A 14,857-nucleotide genomic window follows, 5' to 3' on the forward strand; every position below is an offset into this window, starting at 1 on the left:
TATTCCTTTCGCTATCTTCAGAGGGCCGCAAGCACGGCCGTTGTCAGCGCCTCTAGCCCGTCGCCGCCGCGTTTCAAATGCACGCGCAGCACGCGGCGTCCGCGTTCGGCAAGCACGTCAGTATCTCCGCGCGCCTGCGCGATCTGGACCGTGCCAAAGCTTGCCTTGCGGCCGGGCACGGCAAGGTCCGGATCGGGTTCGCGCGTGATGGTGAGAAACACGCCGCCGGCGGGGCCGCCCTTATAGGCCTGGCCGGTCGAGTGGAGGAAGCGCGGGCCGAAGCCGGCGACCGTCGCGACCCGCTTGGTATCGCGCACCGCCACCCGCATCGCGGTCAGCGCCGCCGTGTCGGCATCGTTCCGCTCGATATAGGCGAGAAAGCCGGCATAGTCGCCGGTGACCAGCGCCGCGAAATGGTCGCGGAGCAGGCTGGCGGGGCTGCCGGAGAGCGACTGGCCCTTGCTCGCATAGAGCGCGAAATCGGCATTCTCGGCGACCGGCTGCTCGGCGTCGAGCGCACCCGAGGCTTCAAAGGCATCGACCAGCCTGCGCGTGGCGACCTTGGCGTCCTCGACATCGGGTTGGTCGAACGGATCGATGCCGATCACCGCGCCGGCGACCGCGGTCGCGACTTCCCAGCGGAAGAATTCCTGCCCGATTAGCAGCGGCGTATCGAGCGTGATCCGCACCACCGGATGGCCCGCAGCGGCGAGGGCATCGAGCTTCGCGGAGTCCGCCCCGACGGCCGAGCCAGACAGTGCGAACTGCACGAAGACGCGGTCGTTGCCGTACGCCTCGGGTGCGCCGAGCGGTTCGAGATCGACGGGAACGATGCCTTTGCCCTGTTTCCCCGTGGACTCGGCCAGCAACTGCTCGAGCCAGGCGCCGAGCGGGGCGAGCGGCGGTTCGGCAAGGATGGTCAGCTTGTCGCGGCCGGCCTTGGCAGCCTCGCCCAGCAGCACGCCGAGGTGGACACCGGGGTTGGCGGCCGGCGGCACATCCGCGCCGCACGAATAGACCATCGGCTGCGTGGCCTCGAAGAAGCCGGGTACGTCGAGGCCCATCGCGGCAGCGGGGACCATGCCGAACACCGACAGCACCGAATAGCGGCCGCCGATCGCGGGATCGCCGGGGAAGGCGGCGAGGAAGCCGTCGGTCTTTGCCGTGGCTTCGAGCTTCGAGCCGGGATCGGTTACCGCGACGAAGTGGTCGCCCTTCCGCCCGCTCGCCTCGAAGAAATAGGCGCGCAGCAGCTCGGGCTCCAGCGTGGAGCCGGACTTGGAGGAGACGATGAACAGCGTCTCGGCCGGATCGATCTGCGCCTGCACGGCGGCGATCTGGCCGGGATCGGTGGTGTCGAGCACGTGCAGCCTGGGGCTGCCCGAGGCATTGCCGAGGATCTGTGCGAGCACCTCCGGCCCGAGGCTCGATCCGCCCATGCCGAGCAGCACCACGTTCGCGAAATGCTTGGCCTGCTCCGCCAGCTGCTGGAGCGCCGCCATGTCGACCTGCTCGCCACGCGCGGCGGGGAGCCAGCCGAGCCATTTGGCTTCGTCGCCGCCGGTCCACAGCGTCGCGTCCCCCGCCCAGAGCCGGCGCGACCAGGCGTCGGCACGGGCGGTCGCCAGGCGATCCTCGACGGCCTTTTCCAGCGCTTCGGGCAATTGCGCCGCGAAGCCGTTCAGCCGCTTGCCGAGATGCTCGGTGCGCTTGGCAGCCACCGCACCGAGCAGCGCATCGGCGGCGTCGCCGAACTGCTGCACGCCGTCGAGCACCAGCGCTCGGGTGATCTCGTCGAGGCCGAGGCCCAGTCGATCTGCCTCGGCCAGCACGTGGCGGGCTTCTTCCAGGCCGTCGGTCAGCGTCTCGGCAACGGTGCCATGGTCGCGAAAGGCGTCCATCGTCTTGGGCGGCATGGTGTTGACCGTGTCGGGCCCGATGAGCGTGTCGATGTACAGCGTGTCCGGATAGGCCGGGTCCTTCACCCCGGTCGAGGCCCAGAGCAGCCGCTGCGGCATCGCCCCCTTGGCGGCGAGTGCCTGCCAGCGCGGGCTGGCGATCATCTCGAGATACCAGGCATAGGCGCGCTTGGCATTGGCGATCGCGACCTTGCCGCGCAGCGCCTTGAGCGCCTCGCTTTCGGGATCGCCCTCGGCTACCCGTGCGTCGATCTTCTTGTCGATCTGTATATCGATCCGGCTGACGAAGAAACTGGCAACGCTCGCGATCCGGTCGATCGCCTCGCCGCGCGCGACACGTGCTTCCAGGCCCGCGAGATAGGCCTCGGCGACCGCCTGATAGCCCTCCTGCGAGAAGAGCAGCGTGACGTTGATGTTGATCCCGTCCTCGATCAGCTGGCGGATCGCGGGGGCGCCGGCCTCGGTGCCCGGTACCTTCACCATCAAATTGGGCTCGTCGACATGCTTCCAGAGGCGCCGCGCCTCTTCGATCGTCGTCTCGGTTCCGTTGGCGAGATAGGGCGAGACTTCGAGGCTGACATAGCCGTCGCGGCCGCCCAGCCGGTCGTAGACCGGGCGCAGATCGGCGGCGGCCGCCTTGATGTCGGCGATCGCCTGGCTCTCGTACACATCGGCCACGCTGGCGTCGCCGGTGCCGAGGAAGCGCGTGAAGCCCTCGTCATAGGCCTCGCCATGCCCCATCGCCTTTTCGAAGATCGACGGGTTGGAGGTGACGCCGGTGAGGCCGTCCTGCTCGATCAGCGTGCGCAGGCCGCCGTCGCGCAGGAAGCTGCGGTCGACGAAATCGAGCCACGCGGCCTGTCCGGCGGCGTGCAGCTGCTTCAGCTTGCTGTCCGCACTCATTTGCTCTGCTCCAGCACGTCGCGCGCGACCTTCACCACATTGTCGACGGTGAAGCCGTATTTCTCCTGCAGCTTGGCAAGCGGGGCGGAGGCGCCGAAGGTCGACATGGTGATCGTGGCGCCATGGCTGGTGACATAGCGGTCCCAACCCATCGACCCGGCCTGCTCGACCGCGACGCGCGCGGTCACCTCCGGCGGCAGCACGGACTCGCGATAGGCGCGGTCCTGCTTCTCGAACAGATACCAGCTCGGCAGCGAGACGACGCGCGAGCGCACGCCCTCGGCCGTCAGCCGCTCATGCGCCTCGACGACCATCGGCAGTTCCGAACCGGTACCGATCAGGATCACCTCCGGCGCGCCGCCCTCGGCATCGGCAAGCACATAGCCGCCGCGCGCGACGCCCTCGGCCGAGGCATATTTGCTGCGGTCGAGCGTCGGGATCGCCTGGCGCGACAGGATCAGCGCGGTGGGCTCATGGCTGTGCTCGAGCGCAACCTTCCAGGCGACCGCGACTTCGTTGGCATCGCCAGGGCGGATCGTGTCGAGGCCGGGAATCGCGCGCAGCGTGGCGAGATGCTCGATCGGCTGGTGGGTCGGCCCGTCCTCGCCGACGCCGATGGAATCGTGGGTGAACACGAACACTACCGGCAGCTCCATGATCGCGGCGAGCCGGATCGGCGCGCGCATGTAATCGGCGAACACCAGGAAGGTCGCGGTGTAGGGGCGCAGGTAGCTCAGCGCCATGCCGTTGGCGATCGAGCCCATCGCATGTTCGCGCACGCCGAAATGCAGGTTCTTGCCGCCATAATTATTGGCCTCGAACGAGTCCGCGCCCTTGATGTCGGTCTTGGTCGAGGGCGAGAGGTCCGCGGCACCGCCGAGCAGCGCGGGGAGATGCGGAGCAACCGCGTTGATCACCTTGCCGCTGCTGTCGCGCGAGGCGAGGCCCTTGGCGTCGGCATCGAAGCTGGGGAGCGCATCCTGCCAGCCGCTGTGGAGCTTGCCGCGGCGGAGCTCGTCGATCTCGGCGGACTCCTGCGGGAAGGCTTCGCGGTAGCGGGCGAACAGCTGTTCCCAGGCTTCGCGCGCCGGCTTGCCGCGATCCGCGACCGCCGCGCCGAAGCGCTCGGCGACGCCGTCGGGGACCAGGAACTGCGCGTCCTCCGGCCAGCCATAGGCCTTTTTGGTGGCGCGGACATTGTCCTCGCCCAGCGCCTCGCCATGCGCCTTCTCGCTGCCGGCGCGGGGCGAGCCCCAGCCGATCACCGAATGGACGATGATGAAGGTCGGCGCATCGCTGGTCGCGCGGAAGGTGGCGATCGCCTCGGCAATCGCTGCGGTGTCGTTGGCATCGTCGACATGGAGGACGTTCCAGCCATAGGCCTGGAAGCGCTGGCCAACATCCTCGTCGAAGGCGAGATCGGTGCTGCCCTCGATCGAGATATGGTTGCTGTCGTAGATCCAGCAGAGATTGGAGAGCTTGAGGTGTCCGGCGATCGAGGCGGCCTCGCCGGACACGCCTTCCATCATGTCGCCGTCGCCGCACAGGACATAGACGTCATGGTCGAACAGGTCGAAGCCGTCGCGATTGTAGCGGGCGGCGAGCGCGCGCTCGGCGATCGCCATGCCCACCGAATTGCCGCAGCCCTGGCCGAGCGGACCCGTGGTGGTCTCGACGCCGGTGGTCATCCGATATTCGGGATGGCCGGGGGTCTTGGAGGAGAGCTGGCGGAACTGCTTGATGTCGTCGAGGCTCACCGCGGGTTTGCCGGTCGGCTGGCCATCGGCATCGATCTCGCGCACGCCGGCGAGGTGCAGCACCGAATAGAGCAGCATCGAGGCATGGCCGACCGACAGCACGAAGCGGTCGCGGTTGGGCCAGTCGGGCGCGGTGGGGTCGTAGCGGAGGAACTGGCTCCACAGCGTGTGCACTACCGGCGCCAGCGCCATCGGCGTGCCGGGGTGGCCGCTATTGGCCTTCTGCACCGCGTCCATGCTGAGCGTGCGGATGGTGTCGATCGCCAGGCGATCGGGCGAGCCGTCTTCGTGAATCTTCTGGTCGAGGTCGGACATGGATCAGGCAACTCCGTTCGTTGCGGTGCAACGGGTGGGTTCGCAAATGGCTGCAATCCTATTCATCTATCGGCCGCTCCTGGCGGCTCACTCCGTCGCTCGCGGCGACGTAGAGCGCGTCGATCTCGGTGAGGAACAGGCCGTGGCCGAGCGTGCCGGGGATGGCGGAGAGAGTGCGGGTGAGCGCCGCTGGATCGGCGAGATCGGGGAAGCGCGCGTCGAGGATGTGGTGACCCCAGTCCGTCACCCACGGGCCTCCGTCGCGCAGGCGCAGCTCTGCCGTGCCGCCGAAGCGCATTATCTCCGCGGCGACGAGCCCCCGCGCGGCCGGGAGAATCTCGATCGGCACTGCGCGGGCGCCCAGCCGCGCGACCCGTTTCGAGCCATCGGCAATGGCGATGTTGCGGCGGGCGAGCGTGGCGACGATCTTCTCGAGCAGCATCGCCCCGCCGCCGCCCTTGATCGCGCGGAGCCGGGGGTCGATCTCGTCGACGCCGTCGATGCACAGATCGATCGCGGTGAGCGCATCCGGGGCCACCAGGCGAATGCCGGCGGCGCGGGCTGCTGCTTCGGTGACGCGCGAGGTTGCAACCGCAGTGATGTCGAGCCCGGCCGCCACGCGCGGGGCCAGCAGCTGCACGACATGCGCCGCGGTGCTGCCGGTGCCTAGACCGACGACCATGCCCTCCTGCACTTCTTCCACCGCGGCAGCGGCAGCGGCGCGCTTGAGGCGCTCGGCTTCGGCGAGGGAGACCATGACAGCCGAACGGTACAGCGCTGCGTGCGTTCCGGCTGCTATACACGCGTCTAGGCGCAACGTGGAGGCTGGTCATCCGCGCCGGCCGCGATATGGTAGCGCTACCGAAGGTCGGCGCGGGCTGCCCGTCGGTCGGAAAGTCGATGCCGCCGAAGCGGATGCGAGGGGATGCTATGAAGATTTCGACGATCGCCGCTGCCGCGGTGCTGCTGGGCGCGAGCACCGCCCCTGCGTTCGCCCAGGCGCCCGCGCGGTTCAGCGACTTCCGCTATGCCGGCCATGCAATGGAAGCGGCCAAGCCCGGCCCCGGCGAATATCGCAACCCTATCCTCTCGGGCTATTACCCGGACCCCTCCGTCACCCGCGTCGGCGAGGACTATTATCTCGTCCTCTCGTCCTTCGCCCATTATCCTGGGCTGCCGATCTTCCACTCGAAGGATCTGGTCCACTGGACCCAGATCGCCAATGCGATCGACCGGCCCGGCCAGCTCGATTTCACCGGCATGCGCACCTCGCAGGCGGTGTTCGCGCCGGATATCTCATATCACGCCGGCACCTTCTACATCGTCAACACCTGTGTGAGCTGCGCAGGCAATTTCGTGATCACCGCCAGGGACCCGCGCGGGCCCTGGTCCGATCCGATCTGGCTGCCGTTCGAGGGCATCGATCCCTCGATCACCTGGGAGGGCGACAGGGCCTATATCGTCAACAACCGCGCGCCCGACGAGACCCCGCGCTACGAAGGCCACCGCGCGATCTGGATCCAGGAATATGACTGGCGCGCGGGCAAGATGGTCGGCTCTAGCACCCAGCTGATCAACGGTGGGGTGGACATCACCAAGAAGCCGGTGTGGATCGAGGGGCCGCACGTGTTCAAGAAGGATGGCTGGTATTATCTCACTGCCGCCGAGGGCGGGACCAGCGTCAACCATTCGCAGGTGGTGTTCCGATCGAAGGACCTGCTCGGGCCCTATGTGCCGTTTGCGGGCAACCCGATCCTGACCCAGCGCGACCTCGATCCCGGCCGGCCGAACCCGGTCACCTCCACCGGCCATGCGACGCTGGTGCAGACCCAGAAGGGCGACTGGTGGGCGACCTTCCTCGGCGTGCGCCCCTATGCCGACGACTTCTACAACACCGGCCGCGAGACGTTCCTGCTGCCGGTCACCTGGACGGACGGCTGGCCGATGATCCTGCCCCACGGCAAACCGGTGCCGATGGTAGTGAAGGCACCCAATCTGCCCGCGCAACCCGCGCCCGCGCTGCCGACCAGCGGCGACTTCAGCTATGTCGACCGCTTCGCCGGCAACACGCTGTCGATGCAATGGGTGGGCATCCGCACCCCCAAGACGCCCTTCTACAAGGTCGAGCGCGGCGAACTGGTGATCACCAAGCCCGCGCCGCTCGGCGATCTCGACCAGGTGCCCGGTTTCGTCGGACGCCGCCAGCAACATGCCAACGCCACGGTGAGCGTCACGGTGCGCTATGCCCCCGCCAAGCCCGGCGAACGTGCAGGACTGGCGGCGGTGCAGAGCGACCTCCACTATCTCTTCTACGGCCTCACCAATATCGGCGGCACGCGGACGCTGGCGCTCTACACCCGCGCCAAGGTCGACGAGCAGCTGGTCGCCTCGACCCCGCTGCCCGGCGCCGCACCGGTGACGCTGACGCTGCGGATCACCGGCGGCACCATGGCGTTCGACTATGCCAGCGGTGCGACCAAGGGCACGCTCAAGCGCGACCTCGACGCGCGCTTCCTCAGCACCCACGAAGCCAGCGGGTTCGTCGGCACGATCATCGGGCCGATGGCGCAGTGATGCGGCGTATTCTCCTCGCGACTGTCGCCGCGGCGCTGCTGCCGGCTGCCGCTGCCGCCCAGGTCTGGCGCTCGGACCAGGGCGACGGGACCTATCGCAACCCGCCGCTCAACGCCGACTATCCCGATCCGGACATCATCCGCGTCGGCAAGGACTTCTATTTCGCCAGCACAACCTTCGCCAACGTGCCGGGCCTCACCATCCTCCACTCGCGCGACCTGGTGAACTGGGACATTCTCAGCCACGTCATCCCGCGGCTCAACGGCGCGGCCGAGTTCGACCTGAAGGACGGCGGCTGCTATCGCGCCGGCGTCTATGCGCCGAGCCTGCGCTACCATGCCGGGATCTACTATCTGGCGGTCACCCCGATCCGCCAGAACACCCGCATCTACCGCGCGCGGGATCCGCGCGGGCCCTGGACCTATGCGACGCTCGACCGCGCCGCCTTCGATCCGGCGCTGTTCTTCGACGATGACGGGCAGGTCTATCTCGCCACCTCGATCGGCACCAACGGCACGATCACGCTGCACACACTCGACAAAACCGCGTCGAAGATCACCGCCAGCCGGGTGATCTACTACAACAAGGGCGCGGAAGGGTCGAAGCTGCTCAAGCGGAACGGCTGGTATTATCTGTTCAATTCCATCCCCAACAAGCTGGCGCTCACCGTCTCGCGGGCGCGGAAGCTCGACGGGCCGTGGGAAACCAGGCCGCAGATCGACGACACCACGGGCGGCCACCAGGGCGCGCTGGTCGATCTGGCGGACGGCACGGATGTCGGCTTCGTCATGCGCGATTCCGGCCCGATCGGCCGCGTGACCAATATCAGCCCGGTGTTCTGGCAGGACGGCTGGCCGGTCTGGGGCACGCCCGAACAGCCCGGCCGCGTACCCGATCGCGCGCGCAAGCCGATCCAGGGCGGTCGCTTCCTGGAGCCGCCGACGTCGGACGAATTCACCGCCGCGACGCTCGGCCGGCAATGGCAGTGGAACCACAATCCGCTCGATCCCTATTGGTCGCTCACCGCGCGGCGCGGCTGGCTGCGGCTGCGCGCGGTGCAGGCCGACCAGCTCTGGTGGGCGCGTAACACGCTGGTGCAGAAGGGGCAGGCGCCGCGCTCGCGCGGGGAGGTGATCGTCGATCCCGCTGGAATCCGGCCGGGCGACGTCTGCGGCTTCGGCACCTTCGGCAAGTATAGCGCGGCGATTGCCGTGATCGGCCAGCCCGACGGCAGCCGCGCGCTGTCGATGCGGGTGACCGAGTCCACCACCTCTGGGCCGAAGACCGAGATCCGCGTCGCCGCGATCCCGACCAAGGCGCCGCGCCTGTGGCTACGCACCGAGATGGACTTCACCGCGGCGACCGCACTGCTCTCGTACAGCGAGGACGGCCGCAGCTTCACCCCGCTCGGCGGCACCGTGCCTTTGGTCTATGACTGGCGGACGGGCACCTTCCAGGGCGTGCAGTTCGCGCTGTCCTGCTTCAACCCGGGGGCCGCGGGCGGGGCGCTGGACGTCGACCGGTTCACCCTGTCCCGCTTCTGATCGCCGCCACCGCCTCTGTTCGTCGCACCCCCGCTTGCGCCGCGCCTCGATCGCGGCAAGAGAATGATACAGTGTATCATGCAAGGGCGAGAAGATGGTGGCGCAGGCAAGCTTGGCGTTGGACGTTCCGGACCGGGGGGCGGTTTCCCCGGCGCTCGCCATCGAACGATGCGAGCCCGCCGTGCTGGAAGCCGCCGCGCAACCCTATGTGCACCTCGCCGTCTGGCATCGACGCTTCCCCGAGGCACTCGACTGGCTGGGCAGTCTCGACTGGAGCGCGATCGACGATTGCGAACTGACCAGTCGCGTCGAGGTGCTGCCGGTGACCATCGCCGACGGGCTGGCAGCGGCAGGCTATCCCTATGGCGCGCGAGGCACGGCCTTGTGCGACGAGATCGTCGGGCTCGCGCGGCACTTCGCAGGCGCGTTGAAGCTGGACGCCGTGACGGTGCGGCTGGAGGTGATCGAGACCGACGCCTGCCGCAAGTTCCACGCCGACTATGTCGCGGCGCGACTGCTCTGCACGCTGGTGGGGCAGGGCACCCAGTGGCGCTATGGCCCGGACGTAGCGGACACGCCGATCCGCCAGTTGCGGACCGGCGACGTCGCCATCTTCAAGGGGCGCCTCGCGACCGACACACCGGCGATCCTCCACCGCTCGCCGCCGATCCTGGGCACCGGCGAGACGCGGCTGCTGCTCGCGATCGACCCCGCCTGACGCGGCTCAGCCGGCGCGGGGCACCAGCCGGACCTCGGTCGGCCCGGCGCCGAGCGGCAGCGCGGTGGCGCCCCGCTCCGGCGTGCCGCCTTCGACGCGGTAGCCGCGACCGGCGACGGTCTTCTCCACCCGGACCAGGGCATCGGGCGTCATCGCGCTGCGCGGGCCGAGGGTGAGCGTCACCACGCCGGTCGCGGGCAGGTAGCGGGCCTGGGCGATCTTGCCCGCCTCCAGCGTGATCCACAGGCCGGCGGGGGCGACGAACAGTCGGCTGCGGGCGCCGTCCTTGGGCGCGATCGTCACCGCATCGGCGGCGACGCGGACATTGCCGCCATAGCCGAGCCAGCCGAACACCGGGTCCTTCACCAGATAGGTCGCCGCACCATAGGCATGGGCGAAATAACCCGAGCCATAGTCGCCGCTATACGGGTCCCAGGCCATCCGGTCCGGCCAACTGTGGAACGCCGCCGAGCCGAAGCCGTCGCGATCGATATTGGTGATGCCGCCCATCAGCCCGCCGTAAGCGACGCGCAGCAGGTGCAGGTCGGCGGGGTGGGCGCGGAAGGCTTCGAACAGCGGCAGCGCGTTGTTGGTCGAGCCATAATGGTGGATCTGGCGCTCGATCCGCGGATATTTGCCGCCATAAAGGAAGTCCCAATAGCGCCGGGCATTGCCGTTATAGCCCCAGTGCGGGATCAGCGGATCATAGCCGAGGATCACCTCCACCGTCTCGTCCGCCTGTTTCGGATGGTGGAAATAGCACATCCACGAATACACCTCGGGCTGCCCGGTCGAGTCCCACGCCATTTCGCTGCCGAACGGATAGGCGAGGCTCGCCCAGTGATCGGCGCGAGACTTCATCAGCGCCTCGATCTGCGCGGCGCCGTCGGCGATCCCCTCGCGCTTGAGGTCTTCCAGGATGTCGACGAAGACCTCGCCCTCCATCTGGCCGAACTGGGTGTAATAGGGCGCATCGCGCATCATCGCGACGATCGTCATCCGGGCATGGTCAAGATACCAGCGCCATTCGTGATGGGTGACCAGCCCCGGATGGTTGCGCGCCAGCCGGTAGAGCGTCCAATAGCCGAGCGCGACATGCGGGTAGTTGAACGAGCGGCCGAGATCGTCGGCATCCTTCTTCGACCAGCTGGTCCAGGTCTTCCAATTGTCGGCCGAGTCGTAATAGCCGGGGAAGGCGGCGGGGTCGTAGTAGAACAGGCTCTTCTTGACCGCGCCGATATGCTCGCCGGCCGCGACCTGGAGCTTGCCGAAGATCGTCTTGTCGACCAGCGTCTCCAGCTTCTCGACCTCGGCCGGGTCGGGATTGTCGAGCTGCTTCATGATCGCCGCGATCCAGCCGCCGGCACCGCCCTCATCGCTCATGCCCGCGATCCACACGCGCGGTTCCTGGGTGAGGATCTTGCCCGCTTCATGGTCGTAGCTGAGGATCGCGGGCGCGCGGCCGAACGGGTCCTTGGCATCGTCATACCATTGCCGGGTCGTCGCGAAGCGGCCGAGATCGGCCATAGTCTGCTCGAGCGGCTTGGTGACGAAATACTGGACCGTCTGCACGCTGCCATCGGCATAGGTGATGGTGACGCGCGCCCGGCCCCAGCCGGTGCCCCGCACCGCATAGCGCCGCCAGCCATTCACCACGCCCGCCGCGGTCACCGTCATTGCTCCGGCGGGGGAGACCTCGAGCTTGGCGACCGGCTGGCCATATTTCAGGAAGAGCGACGCCTCGAGATCGCTGGGCACGACATAGCCGGGCACGCCCAGCACCACCGGCCTGCCCAGCGCGACGAGCGCGGACTGGATGCCGCGGATCGATGGGGCCTGCACCAGCCGCACACCCGTGTCGCGGGCTTCCCCCGGCGCGAGGGTGAAGCTGGTGGGCGGGTTCCACTGCTCGCCCGCCTTGCGCCATTCCTGCTCGACGAACCCCTTGGAGGCGACCGTCCAGTCGTAAAATCCTTCGGAAACCTGGCTGCGCGGGCTCTTGTCGGTGAAGATCGCGCCCGGCTCGCTCGGGTTCTTGAGCGGGGCGTAATTCTCCAGCGGGGTACGGCCGTCGGGCAGCACCAAGAGCGCGGGGCCCTTGCCGTTGAGCCTGGTGACCTGGAGATAGCCGGCATCGCGGCCGATATAGGGATCGACGAAGCTTGCCTGGGCGTGCGCGGTCTCCAGCGTGCGGTCGCGGATGATGTTGTCGAACACCATCGGCATGCCGAGCCCGCCGATCTCGACCGGCGCGCTGGACGTGTTGACGATGCGGAAGCGCAACACCGGTACGCCCGCGGCATCCACCCAGCGCCGCTCGATACGGAGCGGGATACCGTCTCCCATGCTCGCGGTAATGTCCGCCGCGGCGAACACGCCGGGGGTGAGGGGGAGCGGCCGGATCGGCTTGCGGGCGCGCGACGAGGCGAAGTCCTGCCATGCCCCGCCCGCTGTGCGCAGGCGAAGGTTGAGGTCGCCGATATGGTTGAAGCCGTCGCCCTGGCGTTCCGCCTCGCGGCCGCCGGGCACGAAGTCGAACGCCGGCTCCGCAGCCGGCGACAGCCGGGCGAGTGTGCCGGTGTCGCTGCGCAGTTCGAGCAGGAAGGCGCCCACGCGCACCGGCGTTGTGCGGATCGGCGGATAGACGGGCTTCGTCGTTTCCTTCTCCTGCGCGAGCAGCGGGGCGGCGAAGGGCAGGCTGCTCACCCCGGCGAGGGCGGCGGCGGCGAGGAACAGGCGGGGGGCACGCATCGGGAACCTCATTTCTCGGGACGCAGCAGCGGCAGCTGTTCGCGCCAGGCGGGCGTGTCGAAGCCGATATCGGCGGGCGGCGCCTCACCGAGCAGGTTGCGGACAAAATAGTCGCGGAACTTGCGCCAGAAGAAGGGCTGGTAGACCGCATGGGTGGTGTTGGGCAGCACCACCATGTCGACATCGCGGCCCGCCCAGATCAGCGCGGTGGCGAGCTGGAAGCTCTCGGTCACCGGCACATTGTCGTCGATATCACCGTGGATCAGCAGCAGGTGGCTGCCGAGATTGGGGGCGGCGACCATGTTCGAGTTGCGCGCCCAGTCATTGGGGCTGGCGGCGCCCATGGTGGTCTCGGGCCACCAGGCCTTGTCGAGCCGCAGGTCGTGGTTGCCCGAGGAGGCGACGCCGACCCTGAAGAAGCCGGGGCGGCGGATCACGAAGCGCGCGGCGTCATAGCCCCCGGCCGAGCCGCCGAACACGCCGACGCGCGACAGGTCGAACTCGGGATAGCGCTCGGCCATCTGGCGGATCAGCGCGATATGATCGTCGAGACCGACCTCGCCCAGATTCTGATAGGCGTGCATGCGGAAGGCGCGCCCGCGCCGCGAGGTGCCGCGCCCGTCGATCATCACCACGATCGCGCCGAGCTGCGCGACGCTGGAGCCGGCCGCGCCGACCGTCGCCGTCCAGCTGACCGGCACCTGGCTGGTCGTAGGACCCGTATAGACATTGTCGATCACCGGGTAGCGGCGTGTCGGGTCGAAGCGCGCGGGGCGATAGATCATGCCGTAGATCGGCGTCTTGCCGTCCGCTGCGACGCCCTGGAACGGCTCGGGCATGCGATAGCCGCTGGCAAGCAGCGCCGCGGGATCGGCATGGCCGAGCTCGGCGAGGATGCGGCCGTCGGTTGCGCTGCGCAACACGGTGCGGCTCGGCTGCAGCGGCGTCGACAGCACATCGAGGAAGGTCTTGCCGTCGGGGGCGACCTGCACGTCGTGCTGCACCGGCTCGGGGGTGAGCAGCAGCGGCTGTTCGCCGTGGGTGCCGACCCGGTAGAGCGCGGTGTAATAGGGATTGCGGTCGTGCTCGCGGCCGACTCCTTTCACCAGGATGGTGCCCGTCGCGGCATCGACATGGTCGACGCCGATCACCTCCCAGTCGCCGCGGGTGAGCGGGATGCCGCCCTCGGGCGCGTCGGGACGCACCAGATAGAGCTGCGCCCAGCCGCTGCGTTCGGAAATGACGAGCTCGCCGCCCAGCTCGGGCGCGGGCTGGAGCGAGCTGGAGACGACCGAGACGCTGGGCGCCAGCGCCTCGCGCGCGACCACCGTCGCCACGCCGGTCTCCGGGTCGGCCTTGTAGACGACGAGTTGCTTGTAGCCGCGCTCGGTCCATTGCGCGCGGACCTGGCCGTTCACCCAGGCCATGTCCGGATCATAGGGATAGAGCAGCGACTCGCTCGGAATGGCGAGGGGCACCAGCCGCGCCTTGCGACGCCGCACCGCCTGCTCGACATTGATCACCAGCCGCGTCGCCTGGGGCAGCTTCTCGGCGCCGGCGAGCGGATAGATGTAGCGGAAGGTCCGCGGGTAGATTGTCCCCGGGGGGGTCGCCTGGACGATCCCAAGCCGGATCACGTCGCGCGTATCGAGCCGCCAGGTGAGGATGCGCTTGCTGTCCGGCGACCAGCGGACCGAGACCGGCATGGTCGGATCCTCGGTACCCTGGGCGAGGATGTCGGCGAGCACCGGGATGCCGCGGCCATAGGGCTGGTCGCGGGTGCCGTCTTCGGTCAGCGCGACTTCGCGGCCGCTCGCAACCTCGACGGCGTACAGGTTGAAATTGCGCGAAACGATGCGGAAGCGGCCGTCGGGCGACAGCGCCTCCTCGCCGTCGGCCGCGCCCTTCGCGGCGGGGGCGAGCGCGCCGTCGCCGGCCCAGGTCCAGCGCTTGCCGAACGCGCTGAACAGCAGCGTGCCGCCCTCGATCTTCGCGTCCTCGATCGCCAGCGCGGCGGGCTTGATCGGCGTGTCGAGCGCCTTGGTGAGCGCCGCCGCGATCGCCGCTTCCGGCGCGATCGGGCGCGACTGGCCGGTGGCGAGGTCGTAATAGGCGACGATCCGCTCGCCCTCGGGACCATGGCGATAGACGATCCCGGCGCTGTCGGTGGTGAAGCCCGCGCGCAGGCTGCGATCGACGATCAGCTTGGCGAGCCCGTCACCCAGATAGCAATCGGCCGCGGCGTAGCGGGCTTCGATCGGTGCGTCTGTCTGCGCCGCTGCCAGACACGGCGCGAGCAGCACCCATGCTGCCAAGGCGCTGGTCCTGCCGAGCCGAGCTGGTAGAAGCATTCGGTATTCCCCCTTGCGCGTGGGT

General features: G+C 68.6%; 8 protein-coding genes. 3 read left to right on the forward strand and 5 right to left on the reverse strand.

Translation table 11 applies throughout. The annotated features are described in order from the left end of the window. Nucleotides 1–17: 17 nt before the first annotated feature. From ABIC35_RS20875 to rpiA, 3 genes are read right to left on the reverse strand one after another with little or no spacing between them, the layout of a single operon-like run. Nucleotides 18–2,822, reverse strand: a complete 2,805-nt coding sequence (locus tag ABIC35_RS20875; RefSeq protein ID WP_121080215.1) for a bifunctional transaldolase/phosoglucose isomerase — start codon at nt 2,820–2,822, stop codon at nt 18–20. Continuing rightward, entirely contained in the window at nt 2,819–4,894 is a 2,076-nt protein-coding gene (gene tkt / locus ABIC35_RS20880) for a transketolase (protein ID WP_121080217.1), read from the reverse strand. The genes ABIC35_RS20875 and tkt overlap by 4 nt, the downstream gene beginning before the upstream one ends. Nucleotides 4,895–4,952: 58 nt before the next feature. Continuing rightward, nucleotides 4,953–5,651, reverse strand: coding sequence for a ribose-5-phosphate isomerase RpiA (gene rpiA / locus ABIC35_RS20885; protein ID WP_121080219.1), 699 nt, complete (start codon nt 5,649–5,651; stop codon nt 4,953–4,955). 173 nt (nt 5,652–5,824) lie between these two features. On the opposite strand from rpiA, the gene ABIC35_RS20890 reads away from it, so the two are divergent. The 3 genes from ABIC35_RS20890 to ABIC35_RS20900 all read left to right on the forward strand — a co-directional run bounded on the left by ABIC35_RS20890 (nt 5,825) and on the right by ABIC35_RS20900 (nt 9,730). Next, nucleotides 5,825–7,468, forward strand: coding sequence for a glycoside hydrolase family 43 protein (locus ABIC35_RS20890; RefSeq protein WP_121080221.1), 1,644 nt, complete (start codon nt 5,825–5,827; stop codon nt 7,466–7,468). Further along, nucleotides 7,468–9,012: a glycoside hydrolase family 43 protein gene (locus ABIC35_RS20895; RefSeq protein ID WP_121080223.1), complete on the forward strand. Its 1,545-nt coding sequence runs from the start codon at nt 7,468–7,470 to the stop codon at nt 9,010–9,012. The genes ABIC35_RS20890 and ABIC35_RS20895 overlap by 1 nt, the downstream gene beginning before the upstream one ends. A 94-nt stretch (nt 9,013–9,106) precedes the next feature. Beyond that, nucleotides 9,107–9,730: a DUF1826 domain-containing protein gene (locus ABIC35_RS20900; protein WP_121080224.1), complete on the forward strand. Its 624-nt coding sequence runs from the start codon at nt 9,107–9,109 to the stop codon at nt 9,728–9,730. Nucleotides 9,731–9,736: 6 nt separating this feature from the next. On the opposite strand, the gene ABIC35_RS20905 is transcribed toward ABIC35_RS20900, so the two are convergent. Both ABIC35_RS20905 and ABIC35_RS20910 read right to left on the reverse strand, forming a co-directional pair. Beyond that, nucleotides 9,737–12,481 carry a DUF5695 domain-containing protein gene (locus tag ABIC35_RS20905; RefSeq protein ID WP_121080226.1) on the reverse strand — a complete coding sequence of 915 codons (2,745 nt, stop codon included), beginning with the start codon at nt 12,479–12,481 and terminating at the stop codon, nt 9,737–9,739. A gap of 8 nt (nt 12,482–12,489) precedes the next feature. Beyond that, nucleotides 12,490–14,832, reverse strand: coding sequence for a S9 family peptidase (locus ABIC35_RS20910; protein ID WP_121080228.1), 2,343 nt, complete (start codon nt 14,830–14,832; stop codon nt 12,490–12,492). Nucleotides 14,833–14,857 lie beyond the last annotated feature (25 nt).

The organism is Sphingomonas trueperi, assembly GCF_040545965.1.
Lineage (GTDB): Bacteria > Pseudomonadota > Alphaproteobacteria > Sphingomonadales > Sphingomonadaceae > Sphingomonas > Sphingomonas trueperi_C.